The sequence below is a fragment of the Trinickia dinghuensis genome (genome assembly GCF_003367175.1).
Taxonomy (GTDB): domain Bacteria; phylum Pseudomonadota; class Gammaproteobacteria; order Burkholderiales; family Burkholderiaceae; genus Trinickia; species Trinickia dinghuensis.
Genome location: NZ_QRGA01000015.1, coordinates 20,478 through 36,234, shown reverse-complemented (window position 1 = coordinate 36,234; position 15,757 = coordinate 20,478). Strand labels below are relative to the sequence as shown.

The following is a 15,757-nucleotide window of genomic DNA, read 5'->3' as shown; positions in this document are numbered from 1 at the left end:
AAAACGGCGCATGGGTGCGCTTCATAAATGGAGACGAGAAATGAAGATGAGAAGTCACACTCGGTACAACATGGTCGTGGCTGCCGCAGCCTTGGCCGTCCCTTTCGCGGCGCATGCCGATGACGTGGTGCGAATCGGCCACGTGGCGCCGCTGACCGGCGCGATCGCGCATCTGGGCAAGGATAGCGAAAACGGCGCGCGGCTCGCCGTCGAGGAAATCAACGCGAAGGGCCTGGTGATAGGCGGAAAGCACGTGACCCTGCAACTCGATCCGCAAGACGACGCGGGCGATCCGCGGACGGCCACCCAGGTCGCGCAAAAGCTTGTCGACGATAAGGTGGTGGGCGTCGTCGGTCATTTGAACTCCGGTACGTCGATTCCCGCGTCGAGGATTTACAAGGATGCGGGCATCGTCGAGATCTCGCAGGCCGCAACCAACCCCATGTACACGCAGCAGGGGTTCAATACGACGTATCGCGTCGTGGCGACCGATGCGCAGCAGGGCCCGGCGTTGGCCAGTTACGCGGCGAAGAGCCTCGGTGTGAAGACGGTGGCGATCGTCGACGATGCCACGGCCTACGGACAGGGTCTCGCCGACGAATTCGAAAAGGCGGCCAAGGCGGACGGCATCAAAGTGTTGTCGCGCGATGCGACGAACGACAAGGCGGTCGATTTCCGGGCGATCGCCACGAAGATCAAAGGGGAGAACCCCGACGCGATCATGTACGGCGGCATGGATGCCACGGGCGGACCGTTCGCGAAGCAAGCCCGGCAGTTGGGTGTGCGCGCGAAGGTGCTGGGCGGCGACGGCGTGTGCTCGACCGATGTCGTGAAGCTTGCGGGGCCTGCCGCCGACAACATCGTTTGCTCGGAAGCCGGCATGGCGCTCGAGAAGATGCCGGGCGGGGCCGAGTTCGCGCGGAAATACGAGGCGCACTTCCATCAGCCGCTGCAGGTCTACGCGCCATTCTCCTACGACGCGGTGTACATCATCGTCGATGCGATGAAGCGGGCGAATTCGACCGACCCGGCGAAGATCCTGGCGGAAATGCCCACGACCGACTACAAAGGCGTGATCGGCGAAACGACCTTCACCGACAAGGGCGATCTTCGTCACGGTGCGATTTCGATCTTCTCGTACAAGGACGGAAAGAAGATCCTGCTGGACGTCGTCGAAATGTAATCGACGTAAGCAACGTAATCGTTCGCGGCGGCGCGCACATCGGCGTGCCGCCGCCCCTCCGATGGCCGATTCGGCGCATCGGGTTTGCGTTTCTCACGTCACGCGATTACCGCGAACGTAAGTCGCGCGTGGTACCGGAATGGCGCCGCTCAGCCGCACACGAACCATATCGGCGCGCAAGCCGGATTCGATCGCACCTCTGTCGTCGAGTCCCACCGCCTTTGCCGGCACCGTCGAAACCGTCGCGACGGCGCGCGGCAACGACCATCCCGCGTCGCGCACGAGCTGAAACGCGGCCATCATCAGGCTCGACGGCACGTAGTCAGACGAAAGAATGTCGAGCAAGCCTTCTTTGGCGAGTTCGAGCGCGGACACGTTGCCCGAGTGCGACCCGCCGCGCACGACGTTGGGCGCCCCCATGACCGTGGCGAGCCCGTGCTTGCGGGCCGTGTGCGCCGCGGCCATCGTCGTCGGAAACTCCGAAATCGCGATGCCGTCGCGCACCGCTTCCTCGACGTGCTCGACGAGCGTGTCGTCATGGCTCGCGACCGATATGCCGAGCGTCTTGCAGCGATCGACGATGCAGCGGCGATGCGTATCCGCATAGCGAGTCTGCAACTCGGATAGTTCGACGAGCGCCGTCTGCATCTTTTCCTCGCTCCACTTGCCGTTGCGCTCCTGATACTGGCGCCACTTCGCGGGATCGCGCCATTGCCGCTGGCCCGGCGTATGGTCCATCACCGACGCCAGCTTGACGAGCCGGTGGATGCCGAATTCATCGAAGAGTTCGACGACGTCTTCGGTTCCGACTTCGCAACGCAGATGCAGGAAATGGTCTGCGCGCAGCAGATCGTGTTCGGCGAGACGATCGAGCGCCGAGACGGCATCGCGATGAATCCGGTCGCCGCGCAGGCCTGCGTCGGTACGCGAACCGATGGCCAGCGAATCGAAGACCGTCGTGATGCCGGCGGCGGCCACCTGCGCGTCGTGAATGACGAAAGCCGCATCGACGTTCCACATGACACCGGGACGCGGCGCCAAATGTTTCTCTAGATTGTCGGTATGAAGTTCGACGAAGCCGGGCAGCAGGTAGTCTCCGTCCCAGTCGTCCGCGGCGGGTGCGCTCGTCGTCCCCGAGGCCACGTCGGTCACGAGCCCGTTTTCGATACGGACCACCCCGATGAATTCTTCGTCGCGCGTGACGATCCGCGCATTCTTGATCAACATCCCGCTACTCCGTATTCTCAGTGAAGAGAGTTTGTCCCTACCCGTTATCGACTGAACCGGCGAATGCCCATGCGGGTCACGCGGCGACGAGCATCGATACCGGTTCGAGTTCGAGCCGCCGCGTGGCGACTTGCTCGCGCGCCGCTTCGTCGTGAAAGATACCGACGATCGCGGCGCCCCGCAGGCGAGCCTCGACGATGACTTCGGCAACGACCGCGCGATTCGGCGCATCGAGCGAGGCCGTCGGTTCGTCGAGCAGCAGCACCGGATGCTCGGCGATGAGGCCGCGGGCAATATTGACGCGCTGCTGCTCGCCGCCCGAGAACGTAGCCGGGGCCAGATGCCAGAGCCGCTCGGGGATGTTCAGGCGGGCAAGCCACGCACGCGCTTTCTCCAACGCATCGGCGCTATCGACTCCGCGCGCAATCAGCGGCTCGGCAACGAGATCGAGCGTGGGCACGCGCGGGATCACGCGCAGGAACTGGCTTACGTAACCGATCGTATCGCGGCGAACGCGGATGACTTCGTGCGGGCTCGCACGAGTCAGCGAGATGCACCGCTGCGCGCCGGCCTCGCTGCGGACCCTGATCGACCCGGCGCTCGCCAGATAGTTGCCGTAAAGGCACCGCAGCAGTGTACTCTTGCCTGCGCCCGACGGGCCCACGAGTGCCACGCACTCGCCGCGCGAAAGGTCGAGATCGACGCCGCGCAGGGCAGGGATGGGCTGGCCGCCCTGGGTGTGCAGCACGAATGTCTTGGCGATGCCGCGCGCGCGCAGCATCAAGCTGTCGTCGTCGACGAAGCAGGTATCGATCGACTCGTCAATCATTTGGGATTCCTCTATTCCTTGAAGGCCGCCTACGCGGGCAGCACCGACGACACCAGCAACTGCGTATAAGGATGCTGCGGGTCGTCCAGGACCTGATCGGTCAGCCCGGCTTCGACCACGCGCCCGCCTTGCATCACCATGAGACGGTGCGCAAGCAGACGCGCGACGCCGATGTCGTGCGTCACGATCACGCAGGCCAGATGCAGTTGTGCCGTCAGCGTTCGCAGCAAATCGAGCAGGCGCGCCTGCACCGAGACGTCGAGGCCTGCGGTCGGTTCATCCATCAACACGAGGCGCGGACCGGTGACGAGATTGCGCGCGATTTGCAGCCGCTGCTGCATGCCGCCCGAGAACGAGGCCGGCAAATCGTCGATGCGCCCGGCATCGAGCTCGACGCGCCGCATCCAGCTCGACGACGTCTCCCGAATTCGTCCGAAGTGACGCGCGCCGACCGCCATGAGCGGCTCGCCGATGTTGGCGCCCGCCGACACGGCCATGCGCAGCCCGTCGCGCGGATTCTGCTCGACGTAGCCCCATTCCGTGCGCATGAGCGCACGCCGGCGCGGCTCGGAGATCGTCAGCAGATCCAGCGTCTCTCCGTCCGCCGTGGCATAGGCCAGCGCGCCGGACGCGGCGCGCATGCGCAGCGCGATCGTGCTCAGCAGCGTCGACTTGCCCGATCCCGATTCGCCGACCACGCAGAGCACTTCGCCGGAATGGAGATCGAAGCTCACGTCCTCGCAGCCGGTTCGATCGCCATAGCGCGTCGTCAATCCGCGCACGCTAAGCAGGGGGCTCATGCGCGCTCCTCCTCGGTTTCGGCCACCGGAGCGTCGGCCGATCCCGCATCGCCCGCTTGGCCTTGCGCCGCATGCTCCTGGCAGAAGTCGCTGTCCGAGCAGACGAACATTCGCTTGCCCTTGTCGTCGACGATCATTTCGTCGAGAAAGCTCTCTCTGGAGCCGCATATCTCGCAGGCATGCTCCCATCGTTGGATCTCGAACGGATAATCTTCGAAATCGAGGCTGCGTACGCTCGTATAGGGCGGTATCGCATAGATCCGCCGCTCGCGTCCGGCACCGAAAAGCTGCAGGGCAGGGTTCATGTGCATCTTGGGATTGTCGAACTTCGGAATCGGCGACGGCGCGGTCAAATAGCGGTCGTTGACGATCACGGGATAGTCGTATGTGGTGGCGATGCTTCCGTGCTGAACGATGTCCTCGTAGAGCTTCACGTTCATGAGCCCGTATTCCGTCAGCGCGTGCAGCTTGCGGCATTCGGCAAGCCGCGGCTCGAGCCGGTACAGCGGTTCGGGCATCGGCACCTGGTAGACGAGGATCTGCTTATCGGTCAGCGGCGTTTCCGGAATCCGGTGGCGCGTTTGGACGATCGATGCCTCGACCGTGCGCGTCGTCGTCCGCACCCCGGCCGTGCGGGCGAAGAATCGCCGGATGTTCACGGCATTGGTCGTATCGTCCGACCCCTGGTCGATGACCTTCAGCGTATCGTCCTGGCCGATGATCGCCGCCGTCACCTGAATGCCGCCCGTGCCCCAGCCGTACGGAAGCGGCATTTCGCGCGAGCCGAACGGGATCTGGTGGCCCGGAATCGCAACGGCCTTCAAAAGCGAGCGCCGTATCATCCGCTTCGTCTGTTCGTCGAGATAGGCGAAGTTGTAACCTTCGACGGTTGCGTCCGCATCGATCATCATGCGCTCTCCTTCTCTTCGTGACTCGCGCGCAAGCGGCGGACCAGTTCGAGTTCGGACTGGAAATCGACGTAGTGGGGCAGCTTCAAATGCTGCACGAAGCCCGAAGCCTCCACGTTGTCGCTGTGATAAAGGACGAACTCGGGGTCTTGCGCGGGGGCCGTCAAGGCTTCGCCGAGTTCTTCCGCGCGCAGCGCCCGATCCACGAGCGACATGGCCATCGCCTTGCGCTCCGAATGCCCGAAGGCCAAGCCATAACCCTGCGTAAAGCTGGGCGGTGTCTTCTGGCTGCCGGAGAACTGATTGATCATCTGGCACTCGGTCACTTCGATCTCGCCGAGTTCGATGGCGGTGCCGAGTTCGGGGATGTCCATTTCGACGGCCACGCTGCCGAAACGGATTTCGCCCGCGAACGGATGGCTGCCCGCGTAGCCGCGCTGCGTCGAGTACCCCATCGCCAGCAGGAAGCCTTCGTCGCCGCGTGCGAGATTTTGCAGGCGCACGGCGCGGTCCGCGGGCATCAGGAGCGGCTCGAGCGCAAGGTCCACGGACGGCAGCGGATGCTCGGACGGACGCTCCTGCTCGATGAGGCCCTCGGCGTCGAGTAAGGTCACGACGCGCGGTATCGTTGCAGCATGCCCCGCGTCCGGCGGGCAAGCGCGCTCGACGGCAGCCGCGCTTGCAGGCGAAGCGCATTCCGGCGAACGGCGCTCGGCCGAGGCTTGGCGCCCCCGCTCCTGCCCCATCGACCCTTCCGCCAGCAGCGAGAAATCGAGCAATCGCTGCGTATAGTCGTACGTCGGCCCGAGCAATTGCCCGCCGGGCACGTCCTTGAACGTCGCGGAGATCCGGCGCCGCACCTCCATGCGCTCCGTCTCGATCGGCACGGTGTAGCCGAAGCGCGGCAGCGTCGTGCGGTACGCGCGCAGCAGAAAGATCGCCTCGACGAGGTCGCCGGCCGCCTGCTTGATCGCCAGCGCCGCGAGATCTTCGTCGTAGACGGAGCCTTCGGTCATGACGCGCGCGCAGGCGAGCCGCATCTGTTGACGGATTTGCGCGACCGTCAGTTCGGGCTCGGCGCGATCGCCCCGGCGCGCTTGTTCGAGCAAACGCCAAGAGGCCTCGATCGCGCGCTCGCCTCCCTTGACTGCTACGTACATGAGTTGACCTCCACTCGCGTGGTGCGCGGAATGCCGATCACGGATCGTCCGCAGACCAGATAACAATCGATGCCGCACGGTGCATGCGCCGCGAGCGACGCGCGCTCGTGCCAGAACGTATCGGCGATGCCGGCCGGCGCGATGCCGACGCTCGACCGGATGCCCGGCCCCGATAGTGTGAGCGGCCGGCCGCCTTCGAGCGCTGCGGCGCGTATCAGCAGCGTGGCGGAATTTTGCGGCGACTCGGGCGTGCCGAGCGAGAATGCATCGAGCGGCGGCATGTTTTCGCCGTCGACGATGTAGGCGAAAGCGGCTTCGTCCGATTCGTCGGCCAGCGGCGCACCGGTGTGGAAACGGATGGCCTGTGCCAGCGCGGCGTCAGGCGCTTGGAGCCACACCGGCGTGGAAAAATCCACCAGCGTCAGCATGGCCGCGAACGCCGCGGCCGGCCACTGGCGATGCACGTCGTCGTCGAGCGCCACGTCGATCGAGCCGATCGTGCCGGGCCGGGCGAGGACGTCGAGCAAGACGCGAAAAGAGGCCTGCGCATCGTGCACGGGATCGGCGAAGCCGCGAACGAGCTTGTCGAGTGTATTAATCGTATTGAGCGTATTGAGCGTATCGAGCGAGGAAAGCGGGTTAGTCATGATTCGCCTCGGACCATCGTATAGAAATCGACGCGCGTCGATGCCGTATCCGAGGCACGCTCGCGGCGCGCATCGTCAAGCGTCCGAACGAGCGGATCGAGCAGCCGCGCGCGGAGCACGTCGTGCCAGCGCGCGGACTGCAGCATGGCGTCGGCGAGGGCCGCCAGTTCCGCGCGCCGTTTGTCCCGCCCCAATTGATAAGCGACGCCGACGGCGCCCGGGTCGTCGCCCGATTTCAACCGCAGCACGGCTCGCGTCACCGTAGCCTCGCCGACGTTGAACGGATCGCCGGTGCCGCCGACGCGTCCTCGCACCATTGCAAGGCCGGTTTCCGGCGCGCGCAGCCAATCGAACGCCGGCAGCGGCGCGCCTTCGCAGACTGCGTCGAGCGCCGACGCTAGCAGCGGGCGCGGCGCCCGCGCCAGTTGTGCGAGCCAGCTTCGCCGCTCGGGGGTGACTTCGGAAGATGACGCCTGCATATGCCCGATTTCCTCGATGATTCAGAACCCTACGCAGCCACGGCGAACAAATGATGAAGCGCCGAAGCCCGGAATGAAGATGGCCGGTATCCGTCTTTTGATGTCTTTTTACATCTGGTGGTCTAGACGTCTATACCAACTAGATCGCATGCTAACATATGACACATCGAAGATGTGTGGCGGTTGTGTGGCGCAATCGTGTCAGCGAATATTCACATTCGTGCCCATGATCGACCGCGGTCGCGCCGCTACAATGGCCCCGGAATTAAATATTCGAACCGATCGGAATGACAGAACGATGAAACGCAGCAACAACGGACGGGCAACGGACGGGCTCGCGCTGGCTGGCCCCGCGAGCGCGCTCGAGCGCGGAGCGGGGGTGGCCGTATGGCGGCAGATCGAGCAGGTTCTGGCGTCGGAGATCGCGGCCAGCGGGTTCGGCGAAGACGGCCGCCTGCCGAGCGAGGGCGAACTCGCGAAGCGCTTCGGCGTCAATCGTCACACCGTGCGCCGCGCGATGCTCGGGCTGGCGGCACAGGGCCTCGTAAGCGTCGAACAAGGGCGGGGCACGTTCGTGCAGCCGGGGGCGATCGACTACTCGATCGGACGCCGCACGCGGTTTACCGAGAATTTGCGCGAGCAAGGGCACTCGGCGCACGGCACCGTGCTTTCATCGGCATCCGTGAAGGCCGAGCCGAAGGTTGCCAAGGGCCTCGGTTTGCGCACGGGCACGCTCGTCTATCGGATCGAATCGCTTCACGCGGCGGACGACGTACCGCTCACGTATGCACTCGCCTGGTATCCGGCCGCGCGCTTCGCCGGATTGCCGCAGGTGCTGGAGCGAACCGACGGTGGATTTTCGGCTGCGCTCGCCGAATACGACGTCAGCGATTACTCGCGGCGTTGGAGCCGTATCGGCAGCACGCTGCCGGATGCCGAAGTGGCGCGCCGGCTCAATATCAACCGCCAGCAGCCGGTGCTGTGGGTCGAGAACGTGGATGTCGATGCCGACGGGGTGCCGATCAAGTACGGCATGACCTATTTCGCAGCCGACCGGGTGCAGCTTTACGTGGAGCAGGACGTATGACACGGCGCGCCTGGAACGGCGAAGCGTTCGAATGGACGGCCGAGAGCCGGTTCGCGATCTATTACGCTCCTTCGCGCGGCTCGGCCTGGTGGGACGCCGGTTGCCGGTGGCTCGCGGGCGATCCGGAATCGGGCGAGGCCCTCGAGCCGCCGCTGTTGCCGGCGCTCGCCGAGCGTTCGCTCGACGTGCCCAGCCTTTCGCATGCGCCGCGGCGCTACGGCTGGCATGGAACATTGGTCGCGCCGGCTCGGCGCGCGATCGGGATTGCCGGTGACGATATCGTCTCTCATGCACGCGCATGGGCCCGCCGCCAGCAGCCGTTCGAATTGCCCGTCGAAGCGGCCGCGCTCGAACGATTCGTCGCGATCCGGCCGGCGACGGAGGGCGGTGCCGCCGCGATGCAGGCGCTTGCCGCCGACGCCTTGCACGCGTTCGCTCCATTGCGTGCGATGCCGAGCGAACAAGAGCAACAGGAGCGGCGCCGTCGCCTCGGGGCGGCGTTGAGCGAGCGTCAGCGCGCGTTGCTCGACCGGTGGGGCTATCCCTATGTCCTCGAAGAATTCCGGTTTCATATGACGCTCAGCGATTCGATCGACGCTCAGGAACGGCAGGTGCTGATCGATTGGTGGAGCGAGCACGTGCCGAAGCTGGGCCCGCTGTCCATCGAAGGCGCCGCGCTTTTCGTCGAGCCGCGTGCCGGAGAACCGTTCGCGCTCGTCGCGCGGCTACCGTTTGGAGATACGCAATGAAAGGCAGGCTCGTCTACTTCATGGGCCCGTCGGGCGTCGGCAAGGATACGTTGCTCGCCTTCGCGCGCAATCGCGTCGGCACCTCGCGCGTGCTGTTCGCTCACCGCTATATCACGCGCGCGCCCGGCGCCGGCGGGGAAAATCACATTTGCCTGAGCCAAGACGAGTTCGTGACGCGCGCCGGGCTGGGTCTTTTCGCGCTCCAATGGTCGAGCCACGGCATGCGCTATGGCATCGGCATCGAAATCGATGCCTGGATGGCGCGCGGCTTCACCGTCGTCGTCAACGGCTCACGTGCCTATCTGGGAGAGGCGGCTTCGCGATATCCGGCGCTGACGGCCGTCCATATCGACGCGCATCCGGACGTGCTCGCCGCACGTCTTGCCGCGCGCGGAAGAGAAACCCGCGACGAAGTACAAGCGCGGCTTGCACGCCGCGTTCCGCTCGCGCTCGACGCGGATGTCGCGTTGGAGACGATCGACAATTCGGGCGGGATCGAAGAAGCCGGCCATGCGCTCTTAGCGGTGCTCAGGTCCGCTTGACCACGGTAGCGCCCGTAACGCCCGGAGCACCTGCAACGCCCGGAGCACCCGCAACGCCCGCAACGCCCGCAACCGCATTCCGCTGCAACCGCATTCCGCTGCAACCCCCTTCTGTTTTCCCTTCGATCGACTTTCGCATCCGGGCCGATAGACGTCTAGACGTCCGGATATCTGGCTGTAATTCGCGATTGCCGAGAAACGCGCTTCTCGTTCACAAATTCATCATCTACGCATTCCACAATGCCCGGAAGTTGACGAAGCGCCGATGCTTCCTGTCCGCGCTGTCCACGGTCATTCGATGCGCAACCACTTGGGGAAAGGGAAGATATGAAGGTATCCAAAGTTTTCGCCGCCGTCGCGTTCGTCGCGAGTTTTGCTGCCCATGCGGCTCATGCCGAGGGGACTTGCCCCAACGACGGCGTCGTACGCTTCGGCGTCGAACCGTACGAATCGGCTCAGCGGTTGCTGCCCGTGTACAACGACCTGGCGGATCTGATCGGCAAGAAGCTCGGCTGCAAGGTCCAGTTGTTCGTTGCAACGAGCTACAACGCCGAAATCGAAGCCATGCGCAACGACAAGCTCGAGATCGGCGAGTTCGGCCCGCTCGGCTATGTGCTCGCTCACCAGGTTGCCCATGCGGAGGCCGTCGCGACGTTCGCGGGCGAAGACGGCAAACCGGCTACCTACACGGCGTCGATCGTCACGTGGCCGGGATCGGGCGTGAAGACGATCGCCGACATCAAGGGCCAGTCGTTTGCCTTTTCCGATCCGAGTTCGACGTCCGGGCACCTCTTTCCGGCGTACGGTCTGAGCAAGAACAGCATCGATCCCGACCATGGCGTCAAGGCGATCTACGCGGGCAGCCACACTGCGTCTTACGAAGCGCTGCGCAACCACAAGGTGCAGGCCGGCGAACTGAACAGCGAGGAAATCGCGAGCGCGAAGCTGCATAACGAGTTCGATCCGAAGGCTTTCGTGACGCTCTGGCAATCGCAGCCGATTCCGCTCGATCCGCTTGCCGTGCGCGGCGATTTGCCGGCCGAGTTCAAGACGCGTCTCGCGAACGTATTGAGCTCGCTCGATCTCCACGAGTTGCCGGAAGCCGATCAGAAGTTCTTGGCGGCGAACGAGAACCCGGCGCTGAAGACGACGCCGCAAACCGACGCGTCGTACGACCAGATCCGTGATTTGATCAAAACGCTGCATGTCGACCTGGCAAAACTGTGAACACGATCCTCGGAACCTCGGGCGCCGCGGCGTTCGAGCCGGAGAGCCTGCGGCATGATCGCGCCGTGGCGCGGGACGCGGCGCGCGGCGCCGCGCTCGCGTCCGGTGTGAAGCTCGCCGTGCGCAATCTGACGATGCGTTACCCGAACGGCCATACCGCGCTCCAGGACATGAATTTGTCCGTCGAGGCGGGCGACATGGTCGTCGTGCTCGGCAGCAACGGCAGCGGCAAGTCGACGTTCATGAAATGCGTCGTCGGCTTGAACCGGCCGACGACCGGGACCGTCGAGGTGGCGGGGCGCGATCTCACTACGCTGTCGGGCAAGGCGATGCGCGAAGCGCGAATGCCGCTTGCACTGATCTCGCAGCACGCGAATCTCGTGCGCCGCCGCAGTGTGCTCGCCAACGTCTGCTGCGGCGCGCTTGGGCGGCATCGCACCCTCGCCACGACGCTCGGTCGCATGCCGCGCGACGAAATCGATCCGGCGCTGGGCTATCTTGCCGAGGTTGGCCTTGCCGAATTGGCCGGCCAGCGCGCGGGGACGCTCTCCGGCGGGCAGGCGCAGCGTGTCGCGGTTGCTCGCGCGCTCGCTCAGGCGCCGCAAGTGCTGCTGGCCGACGAGCCCGTGGCGAGTCTCGATCCGGAAGCCGCCGACGAAGTCATGCGGCTCTTGCGCCGCTTGGCGACCGAAGATGGGCTTGCCGTGGTTTGCGTGCTGCATCAACCCGAACTCGCCACACGCTATGCGGACCGGCTCGTCGGGTTGCGCCGCGGTAAAACCGTCTTCGATCGTCCGGCATCGGATGTCTCCCAGCGCGAGATCGCGGATCTTTACGTGGCGGATGCATGATTAGTATGACTAACGAACTGCCGGTGGCAGGCCGCACTCCGCTTGCCCGCCAACTCATGATGATCGGCGCGGCGCTCGTCCTCGTGGCGCTGTTCGCGCAGGCGTGGGTCGTCGTGCAGGCGCGGCCGCAGGATTTGGTGACGGGCGCGCACGGCATGGCCGACATCATCTCGCGCTCCCTGCCGCCCGCGTTCGATCAGTTCAAGCCGACGCTGATGCCCGTGCTGGAAACGATCGATCTGGCGATTTTCGGTACCGTGGTCGGCGTCTTGCTCGCGTTTCCGCTTTCGATTCTCGCTGCTAGAAACATGACGCCTGCCAAGCCGCTTTACTACGCGGCGCGCGGGGTCATCAGCCTGACGCGGTCCGTCCCCGATCTCGTCTGGGCGCTGCTGTTCGTGACGGCGGTCGGCCTGGGCCCATTTCCCGGTGCATTGGCGCTCGGTGTCCATTCCATCGGCATGCTCGGGCGGCTCTTCGCCGAAGTCATCGAAGACATGGACATGGGGCCCGTCGAGGCGTTGACGCTGACCGGCGCCAGCCGGCTGCAGGTGTTCGCGCACGCGGTCGTGCCGGGGGTGCTGCCGTCGCTGCTCGGCATCGCGCTGTACCGTTTCGACGAAAACCTGCGCTCCTCGCTGGTGCTGGGCTTTGTCGGCGCAGGCGGCATCGGCTTTTTCCTGCTGACCGCGATGAACTTGTTCCAGTATCAAACGGTCGCATTTCTGCTGATCGTCACGTTCGTGCTCGTTACCTGCGCCGAACGGATGTCGGCCTACCTTCGCCGCTTGGTTGCTTGAGCACGGTTTGCGCAACGCTCGAGTACCGGTCAATGCCGCTTAAGCGTCGCCCGAGCGCGAAAGTCCTTCGTACGAAGCATCAGTGTCAGTCAGGAAATCCATGTACATCGAGAAGATTGGCGGAGTCGATCCGTGGACGCTCGGGCGAGCGTTGACGGAGCAGCCCGATATCGATCCGACCGCGGTTGTCCGCAAGAGCGATTTGGGCCGTTATACGTATCTGGGCCCGCGTAGCCACATTGCCAACTCGACGTTCGGCGATTACAGCTACGCGATGGGCGACAACCAGATCGCGCACGCGCGCATCGGCAAATTCGTCAACATCGCTACTTGCGCGCGCATCAATCCGCCCAACCACCCGACCTGGCGCGCGACGCTTCACCATTTCACCTATCGCTCGCGTTCCTACGGCCTGTCGCTCGACGACGATCAGGAGATTTTCGGCTGGCGTGCGCAGGATGAGGTCGAGATCGGGCATGACGTCTGGCTCGGCCATGGCGCGATCGTCCTGCCGGGCGTGAAGATCGGCAACGGTGCGGCCGTCGGCTCGGGGGCCGTCGTGACGAAGGACGTGCCGCCGTTTGCCATCGTGGTCGGCGTGCCGGCGCGCGTGCTGCGCTTGCGTGTGGACGAACGCACGGCGGAGCGCCTCCAGCGAATCGCGTGGTGGGACTGGCCCCAGGAGCGGATCGATGCGGCGCTGGCCGATTTCCGCGCGCTCGGCGCCGAAGCGTTCGCCGAGAAATACGACGTTTGAGGTGCCCGCCCGCCGAGTTCAGAGCGGCTCGGCGTCCGGTACCCACAAGACAAGATCGGTCTCGGCTACGGCCACGCATGGCAGGATGAGCCCCTCGGCCTTTTCCTCGCGAGTGAGACCGGGCCACTCGATGCGGTAACGCACTTCTCCTGCCACGAGTTTGCACAAGCAGGTGCGGCAGGTGCCGTTGCGGCACGATCGCGGCAGCCGCACCCGTGCGGCGGCCGCTGCCTCGAGCAAGGTGAGGGAGCCGGGCGACTCGAACGTGTACCCATGCGGTTCGACGCGAACGGTAGGGGTCGGGCGTGAGGGCGGTGAAATCATGATGGCATTGTCCCCGATCTGCTTGGTTGCCGTCAGGCGTTAGGCGCCTTCGACGGTAATCGGCACGCGTCCCGGAAAAGGGTTCGGACGCCTATCCATTTTCGGCCCGCATTCCAGACCCGTTTCGTCGGACTAAATGTCTTTGGGGACATATTTCACAAGGAAAACTTGCTCCCCGCCGCAAACGTCCTAAAGTTAACGAAATTGGCGTGAACGGCGTCGTTCTCGCCAGTCAGCCCGCGCTTCCAGCAAGAAGGAAGCACTCCCACTTGGCGCGGTTGTCGGCGTGTTTTCGTCACGGCAAAGGCGAATCCTATGCAGATCAGTTTTCCCAACGAAGCGCCCGAGTACTCGGGGCGCGAGCTGAAAGTGGCGTTTCCGGCGCTCGTCAACGGCGAGCTCATGTGGTGCAGCATCACGGCCGAAGCGCTCGAGGATCATTTCGGCGCGGCTTCGCCGCGGCTTGAAGACATGGTCGGCGCGTTCGACGCGCATCGGCCGCGAATCGAAGCGGCGACACGCAGGCTGCTCGCGGAGACGAGCGGCCAATGCCTGACGCTGCGCAGCGGCTACGTCAGGTTCTACGAAGCGAACACTCGCGCTTAGGGTTTTCTCTCACGTTCGACCGGCGCCAACAAAAAGCCGCCGCTTTGGGGCGGCGGCGTGGTTGCGCGCGGTTTTCCGCGTCTTTCCGTGTTTTTCCGTGTCGGTCCGTATCCGCCCGTATCCGCCCGTATCTGTGCGGACGCCGCGCGACGCCTCAACCCCCGCCTAGATAGAAGAAGCGGAACAGAAAGATCGCGGCGATGATCCAGACGATCGGCTTGACTTGCCGCGCCCGCCCGGTAAACAGCTTGAGGCCGGCATAGGTGATGAACCCGAACGCGACGCCGTTCGCGATCGAATAGGTGAACGGCATCAGCAGGGCGGTCAGCACGGCCGGCACGACTTCGGTCGCGTCGTCCCAGGGCAGATCGGCCAGTTCGCGCAGCATCAAGCACGAAACGTAGAGCAGCGCGGGCGCCGTGGCGTACGCAGGTACGACGCCGGCCAGCGGCGCGATGAACAGACTCGCCAGAAACAGCACGGCCACGGTGATGGCCGTCACGCCCGTGCGGCCGCCCGCTTGCACGCCCGACGCGCTTTCGATGTAAGCCGTCGTGGACGACGTGCCGAGCAACGAGCCCGCGACGATGGCGGTGCTGTCGGCGAGCAGCGCCTTGTTCAAGCGGTTCATCTTCCCTTCGACGAGCAGCCCGGCGCGGTTGGCCACGCCCATCAGTGTGCCGGTGGCATCGAACAGTTCGACGAGGAAGAACACGAGCACGACGTTCAGGATGCCGGTGGAGAGGGCGGCGTGGATGTCGAGGTGAAACAGCGTGGGAACGATCGAGGGCGGTGCCGAGACGACGCCGTGAAATTGGTTTCCGCCGAAGAAGAACGACAGCACCGTCACGCCGAGAATGCCGATCAGGATCGCGCCGCGCACCCGCAGGTGGTCGAGCGTCACGATCGCGAAGAAGCCGATGGTCGCGAGCGCGACGTCGGGCTTGCGCAGATCCCCGAGCGTGACGAGCGTGGCGGAGTTGCCGACGACGACGCCGGCCGTCTTCAGCGAAATGATGGCGAGAAAGAGCCCGATGCCGCCTGTTATAGCGGCACGGATCGAACGGGGGATGCCGTTGACGATCATCTCGCGCACGCCGAACAGCGTGACGACCAAGAACAAGCAGCCGGAAATGAAGACGGCGCCGAGCGCGGCTTCCCAGGTGAAGCCCATGCCTTTGACGACCGTATAGGCGAAGTAGGCGTTCAGTCCCATGCCCGGTGCGCAGGCGATCGGGTAGTTCGCGTAGAGGCCCATGATCAGCGTCGCGATGGCGGCCACGAGGCAGGTCGCGACGAACACGGCTTCTTTCGGCATCCCTGCGTCGCCGAGGATCGCGGGGTTGACGAAGATGATGTAGGCCATCGTCAGAAACGTCGTGACGCCGGCCAATATTTCCGTGCGCAGATTGGTGCCGGCTTCTTCGAAGCCGAAATAGCGTTGCGCCGATTCCCAGAACGCCGGGGCCTTGACTTGTTCTTCCATGAGTGGGTGTCTCCTAGCGATTGCGGCGGCGGCCCACTGCGCATGGGCCCATCCGCGGACAAGCCGCACAGTTTAATAGCGGCCCCGCGCCGACG

The 15,757-nt window shown here is 64.7% G+C and carries 18 protein-coding genes; 9 read left to right on the top strand and 9 right to left on the bottom strand.

The features are described 5' to 3' along the window. The first annotated feature begins 70 nt into the window (after positions 1–70). A complete protein-coding gene (locus DWV00_RS24010) occupies positions 71–1,183 on the top strand; it encodes a branched-chain amino acid ABC transporter substrate-binding protein (protein WP_425452824.1) in 1,113 nt (370 codons plus the stop codon). Positions 1,184–1,276: 93 nt separating this feature from the next. On the opposite strand, the gene DWV00_RS24005 is transcribed toward DWV00_RS24010, so the two are convergent. The 7 genes from DWV00_RS24005 to phnG all read right to left on the bottom strand — a co-directional run bounded on the left by DWV00_RS24005 (position 1,277) and on the right by phnG (position 7,233). Further along, on the bottom strand, positions 1,277–2,410 hold the full coding sequence (locus DWV00_RS24005) for an alpha-D-ribose 1-methylphosphonate 5-triphosphate diphosphatase (RefSeq protein WP_115536120.1): 1,134 nt from the start codon (positions 2,408–2,410) through the stop codon (positions 1,277–1,279). A 76-nt stretch (positions 2,411–2,486) separates the two neighbouring features. After that, complete coding sequence (gene phnL / locus DWV00_RS24000) at positions 2,487–3,239, bottom strand: phosphonate C-P lyase system protein PhnL (RefSeq protein WP_115536119.1); 753 nt, start codon at positions 3,237–3,239, stop codon at positions 2,487–2,489. 29 nt (positions 3,240–3,268) lie between these two features. After that, positions 3,269–4,039: a phosphonate C-P lyase system protein PhnK gene (gene phnK / locus DWV00_RS23995; protein WP_115536118.1), complete on the bottom strand. Its 771-nt coding sequence runs from the start codon at positions 4,037–4,039 to the stop codon at positions 3,269–3,271. Further along, positions 4,036–4,950: an alpha-D-ribose 1-methylphosphonate 5-phosphate C-P-lyase PhnJ gene (locus DWV00_RS23990; RefSeq protein WP_115536117.1), complete on the bottom strand. Its 915-nt coding sequence runs from the start codon at positions 4,948–4,950 to the stop codon at positions 4,036–4,038. The genes phnK and DWV00_RS23990 overlap by 4 nt, the downstream gene beginning before the upstream one ends. Continuing rightward, positions 4,947–6,107, bottom strand: coding sequence for a carbon-phosphorus lyase complex subunit (locus DWV00_RS23985; RefSeq protein WP_115536116.1), 1,161 nt, complete (start codon positions 6,105–6,107; stop codon positions 4,947–4,949). The genes DWV00_RS23990 and DWV00_RS23985 overlap by 4 nt, the downstream gene beginning before the upstream one ends. Further along, positions 6,098–6,754, bottom strand: coding sequence for a phosphonate C-P lyase system protein PhnH (gene phnH, locus DWV00_RS23980; protein ID WP_115536115.1), 657 nt, complete (start codon positions 6,752–6,754; stop codon positions 6,098–6,100). Before phnH ends, DWV00_RS23985 begins: the two co-directional genes overlap by 10 nt. Further along, complete coding sequence (gene phnG / locus DWV00_RS23975) at positions 6,751–7,233, bottom strand: phosphonate C-P lyase system protein PhnG (RefSeq protein ID WP_115536114.1); 483 nt, start codon at positions 7,231–7,233, stop codon at positions 6,751–6,753. The genes phnH and phnG overlap by 4 nt, the downstream gene beginning before the upstream one ends. 298 nt (positions 7,234–7,531) lie before the next feature. Here phnG and phnF point away from each other — a divergent pair, with 298 nt between their 5' ends. From phnF to DWV00_RS23940, 7 genes are all read left to right on the top strand, one after another. Next, the gene (phnF, locus tag DWV00_RS23970; RefSeq protein ID WP_245965011.1) at positions 7,532–8,320 is read left to right on the top strand and encodes a phosphonate metabolism transcriptional regulator PhnF; all 789 of its coding nucleotides are present in this window, start codon (positions 7,532–7,534) and stop codon (positions 8,318–8,320) included. Beyond that, on the top strand, positions 8,317–9,069 hold the full coding sequence (locus tag DWV00_RS23965; RefSeq protein WP_115536113.1) for a DUF1045 domain-containing protein: 753 nt from the start codon (positions 8,317–8,319) through the stop codon (positions 9,067–9,069). The genes phnF and DWV00_RS23965 overlap by 4 nt, the downstream gene beginning before the upstream one ends. After that, positions 9,066–9,611 (top strand): phosphonate metabolism protein/1,5-bisphosphokinase (PRPP-forming) PhnN, encoded by a 546-nt coding sequence (gene phnN, locus DWV00_RS23960; RefSeq protein WP_115536112.1) that lies wholly within the window; start codon positions 9,066–9,068, stop codon positions 9,609–9,611. Before DWV00_RS23965 ends, phnN begins: the two co-directional genes overlap by 4 nt. 327 nt (positions 9,612–9,938) lie before the next feature. Continuing rightward, complete coding sequence (locus DWV00_RS23955) at positions 9,939–10,838, top strand: phosphate/phosphite/phosphonate ABC transporter substrate-binding protein (protein ID WP_115536111.1); 900 nt, start codon at positions 9,939–9,941, stop codon at positions 10,836–10,838. Then, positions 10,835–11,689 (top strand): phosphonate ABC transporter ATP-binding protein, encoded by an 855-nt coding sequence (phnC, locus tag DWV00_RS23950; protein ID WP_115536110.1) that lies wholly within the window; start codon positions 10,835–10,837, stop codon positions 11,687–11,689. Before DWV00_RS23955 ends, phnC begins: the two co-directional genes overlap by 4 nt. A gap of 5 nt (positions 11,690–11,694) precedes the next feature. Beyond that, complete coding sequence (phnE, locus tag DWV00_RS23945; protein WP_115536109.1) at positions 11,695–12,489, top strand: phosphonate ABC transporter, permease protein PhnE; 795 nt, start codon at positions 11,695–11,697, stop codon at positions 12,487–12,489. Between the two features lie 100 nt (positions 12,490–12,589). Next, a complete protein-coding gene (locus DWV00_RS23940; protein WP_115536108.1) occupies positions 12,590–13,246 on the top strand; it encodes an LbetaH domain-containing protein in 657 nt (218 codons plus the stop codon). An 18-nt stretch (positions 13,247–13,264) separates the two neighbouring features. On the opposite strand, the gene DWV00_RS23935 is transcribed toward DWV00_RS23940, so the two are convergent. Then, a complete protein-coding gene (locus DWV00_RS23935) occupies positions 13,265–13,570 on the bottom strand; it encodes a 2Fe-2S iron-sulfur cluster-binding protein (protein ID WP_425452821.1) in 306 nt (101 codons plus the stop codon). A 315-nt stretch (positions 13,571–13,885) separates the two neighbouring features. Between DWV00_RS23935 and DWV00_RS23930 the strand changes: the two genes are divergently transcribed. Further along, positions 13,886–14,176 carry a DUF1488 family protein gene (locus DWV00_RS23930; protein ID WP_115536107.1) on the top strand — a complete coding sequence of 97 codons (291 nt, stop codon included), beginning with the start codon at positions 13,886–13,888 and terminating at the stop codon, positions 14,174–14,176. A gap of 154 nt (positions 14,177–14,330) precedes the next feature. On the opposite strand, the gene DWV00_RS23925 is transcribed toward DWV00_RS23930, so the two are convergent. Next, complete coding sequence (locus DWV00_RS23925) at positions 14,331–15,662, bottom strand: NCS2 family permease (protein ID WP_115536106.1); 1,332 nt, start codon at positions 15,660–15,662, stop codon at positions 14,331–14,333. Positions 15,663–15,757: the final 95 nt, after the last annotated feature.

Coding starts and splice junctions, on each gene's coding strand:
- DWV00_RS23935 (WP_425452821.1), bottom strand. CDS start 13,570: ATGATTTCACCGCCCTCACGCCCGACCCCTACCGTTCGCGTCGAACCG.
- DWV00_RS23990 (WP_115536117.1), bottom strand. CDS start 4,950: ATGATGATCGATGCGGACGCAACCGTCGAAGGTTACAACTTCGCCTAT.
- DWV00_RS23965 (WP_115536113.1), top strand. CDS start 8,317: ATGACACGGCGCGCCTGGAACGGCGAAGCGTTCGAATGGACGGCCGAG.
- phnK (WP_115536118.1), bottom strand. CDS start 4,039: ATGAGCCCCCTGCTTAGCGTGCGCGGATTGACGACGCGCTATGGCGAT.
- phnL (WP_115536119.1), bottom strand. CDS start 3,239: ATGATTGACGAGTCGATCGATACCTGCTTCGTCGACGACGACAGCTTG.
- DWV00_RS23955 (WP_115536111.1), top strand. CDS start 9,939: ATGAAGGTATCCAAAGTTTTCGCCGCCGTCGCGTTCGTCGCGAGTTTT.
- DWV00_RS24005 (WP_115536120.1), bottom strand. CDS start 2,410: ATGTTGATCAAGAATGCGCGGATCGTCACGCGCGACGAAGAATTCATC.
- phnH (WP_115536115.1), bottom strand. CDS start 6,754: ATGACTAACCCGCTTTCCTCGCTCGATACGCTCAATACGCTCAATACG.
- DWV00_RS23940 (WP_115536108.1), top strand. CDS start 12,590: ATGTACATCGAGAAGATTGGCGGAGTCGATCCGTGGACGCTCGGGCGA.
- DWV00_RS23930 (WP_115536107.1), top strand. CDS start 13,886: ATGCAGATCAGTTTTCCCAACGAAGCGCCCGAGTACTCGGGGCGCGAG.
- DWV00_RS23985 (WP_115536116.1), bottom strand. CDS start 6,107: ATGTACGTAGCAGTCAAGGGAGGCGAGCGCGCGATCGAGGCCTCTTGG.
- DWV00_RS24010 (WP_425452824.1), top strand. CDS start 71: ATGGTCGTGGCTGCCGCAGCCTTGGCCGTCCCTTTCGCGGCGCATGCC.
- phnF (WP_245965011.1), top strand. CDS start 7,532: ATGAAACGCAGCAACAACGGACGGGCAACGGACGGGCTCGCGCTGGCT.
- phnE (WP_115536109.1), top strand. CDS start 11,695: ATGACTAACGAACTGCCGGTGGCAGGCCGCACTCCGCTTGCCCGCCAA.
- phnN (WP_115536112.1), top strand. CDS start 9,066: ATGAAAGGCAGGCTCGTCTACTTCATGGGCCCGTCGGGCGTCGGCAAG.
- phnG (WP_115536114.1), bottom strand. CDS start 7,233: ATGCAGGCGTCATCTTCCGAAGTCACCCCCGAGCGGCGAAGCTGGCTC.
- DWV00_RS23925 (WP_115536106.1), bottom strand. CDS start 15,662: ATGGAAGAACAAGTCAAGGCCCCGGCGTTCTGGGAATCGGCGCAACGC.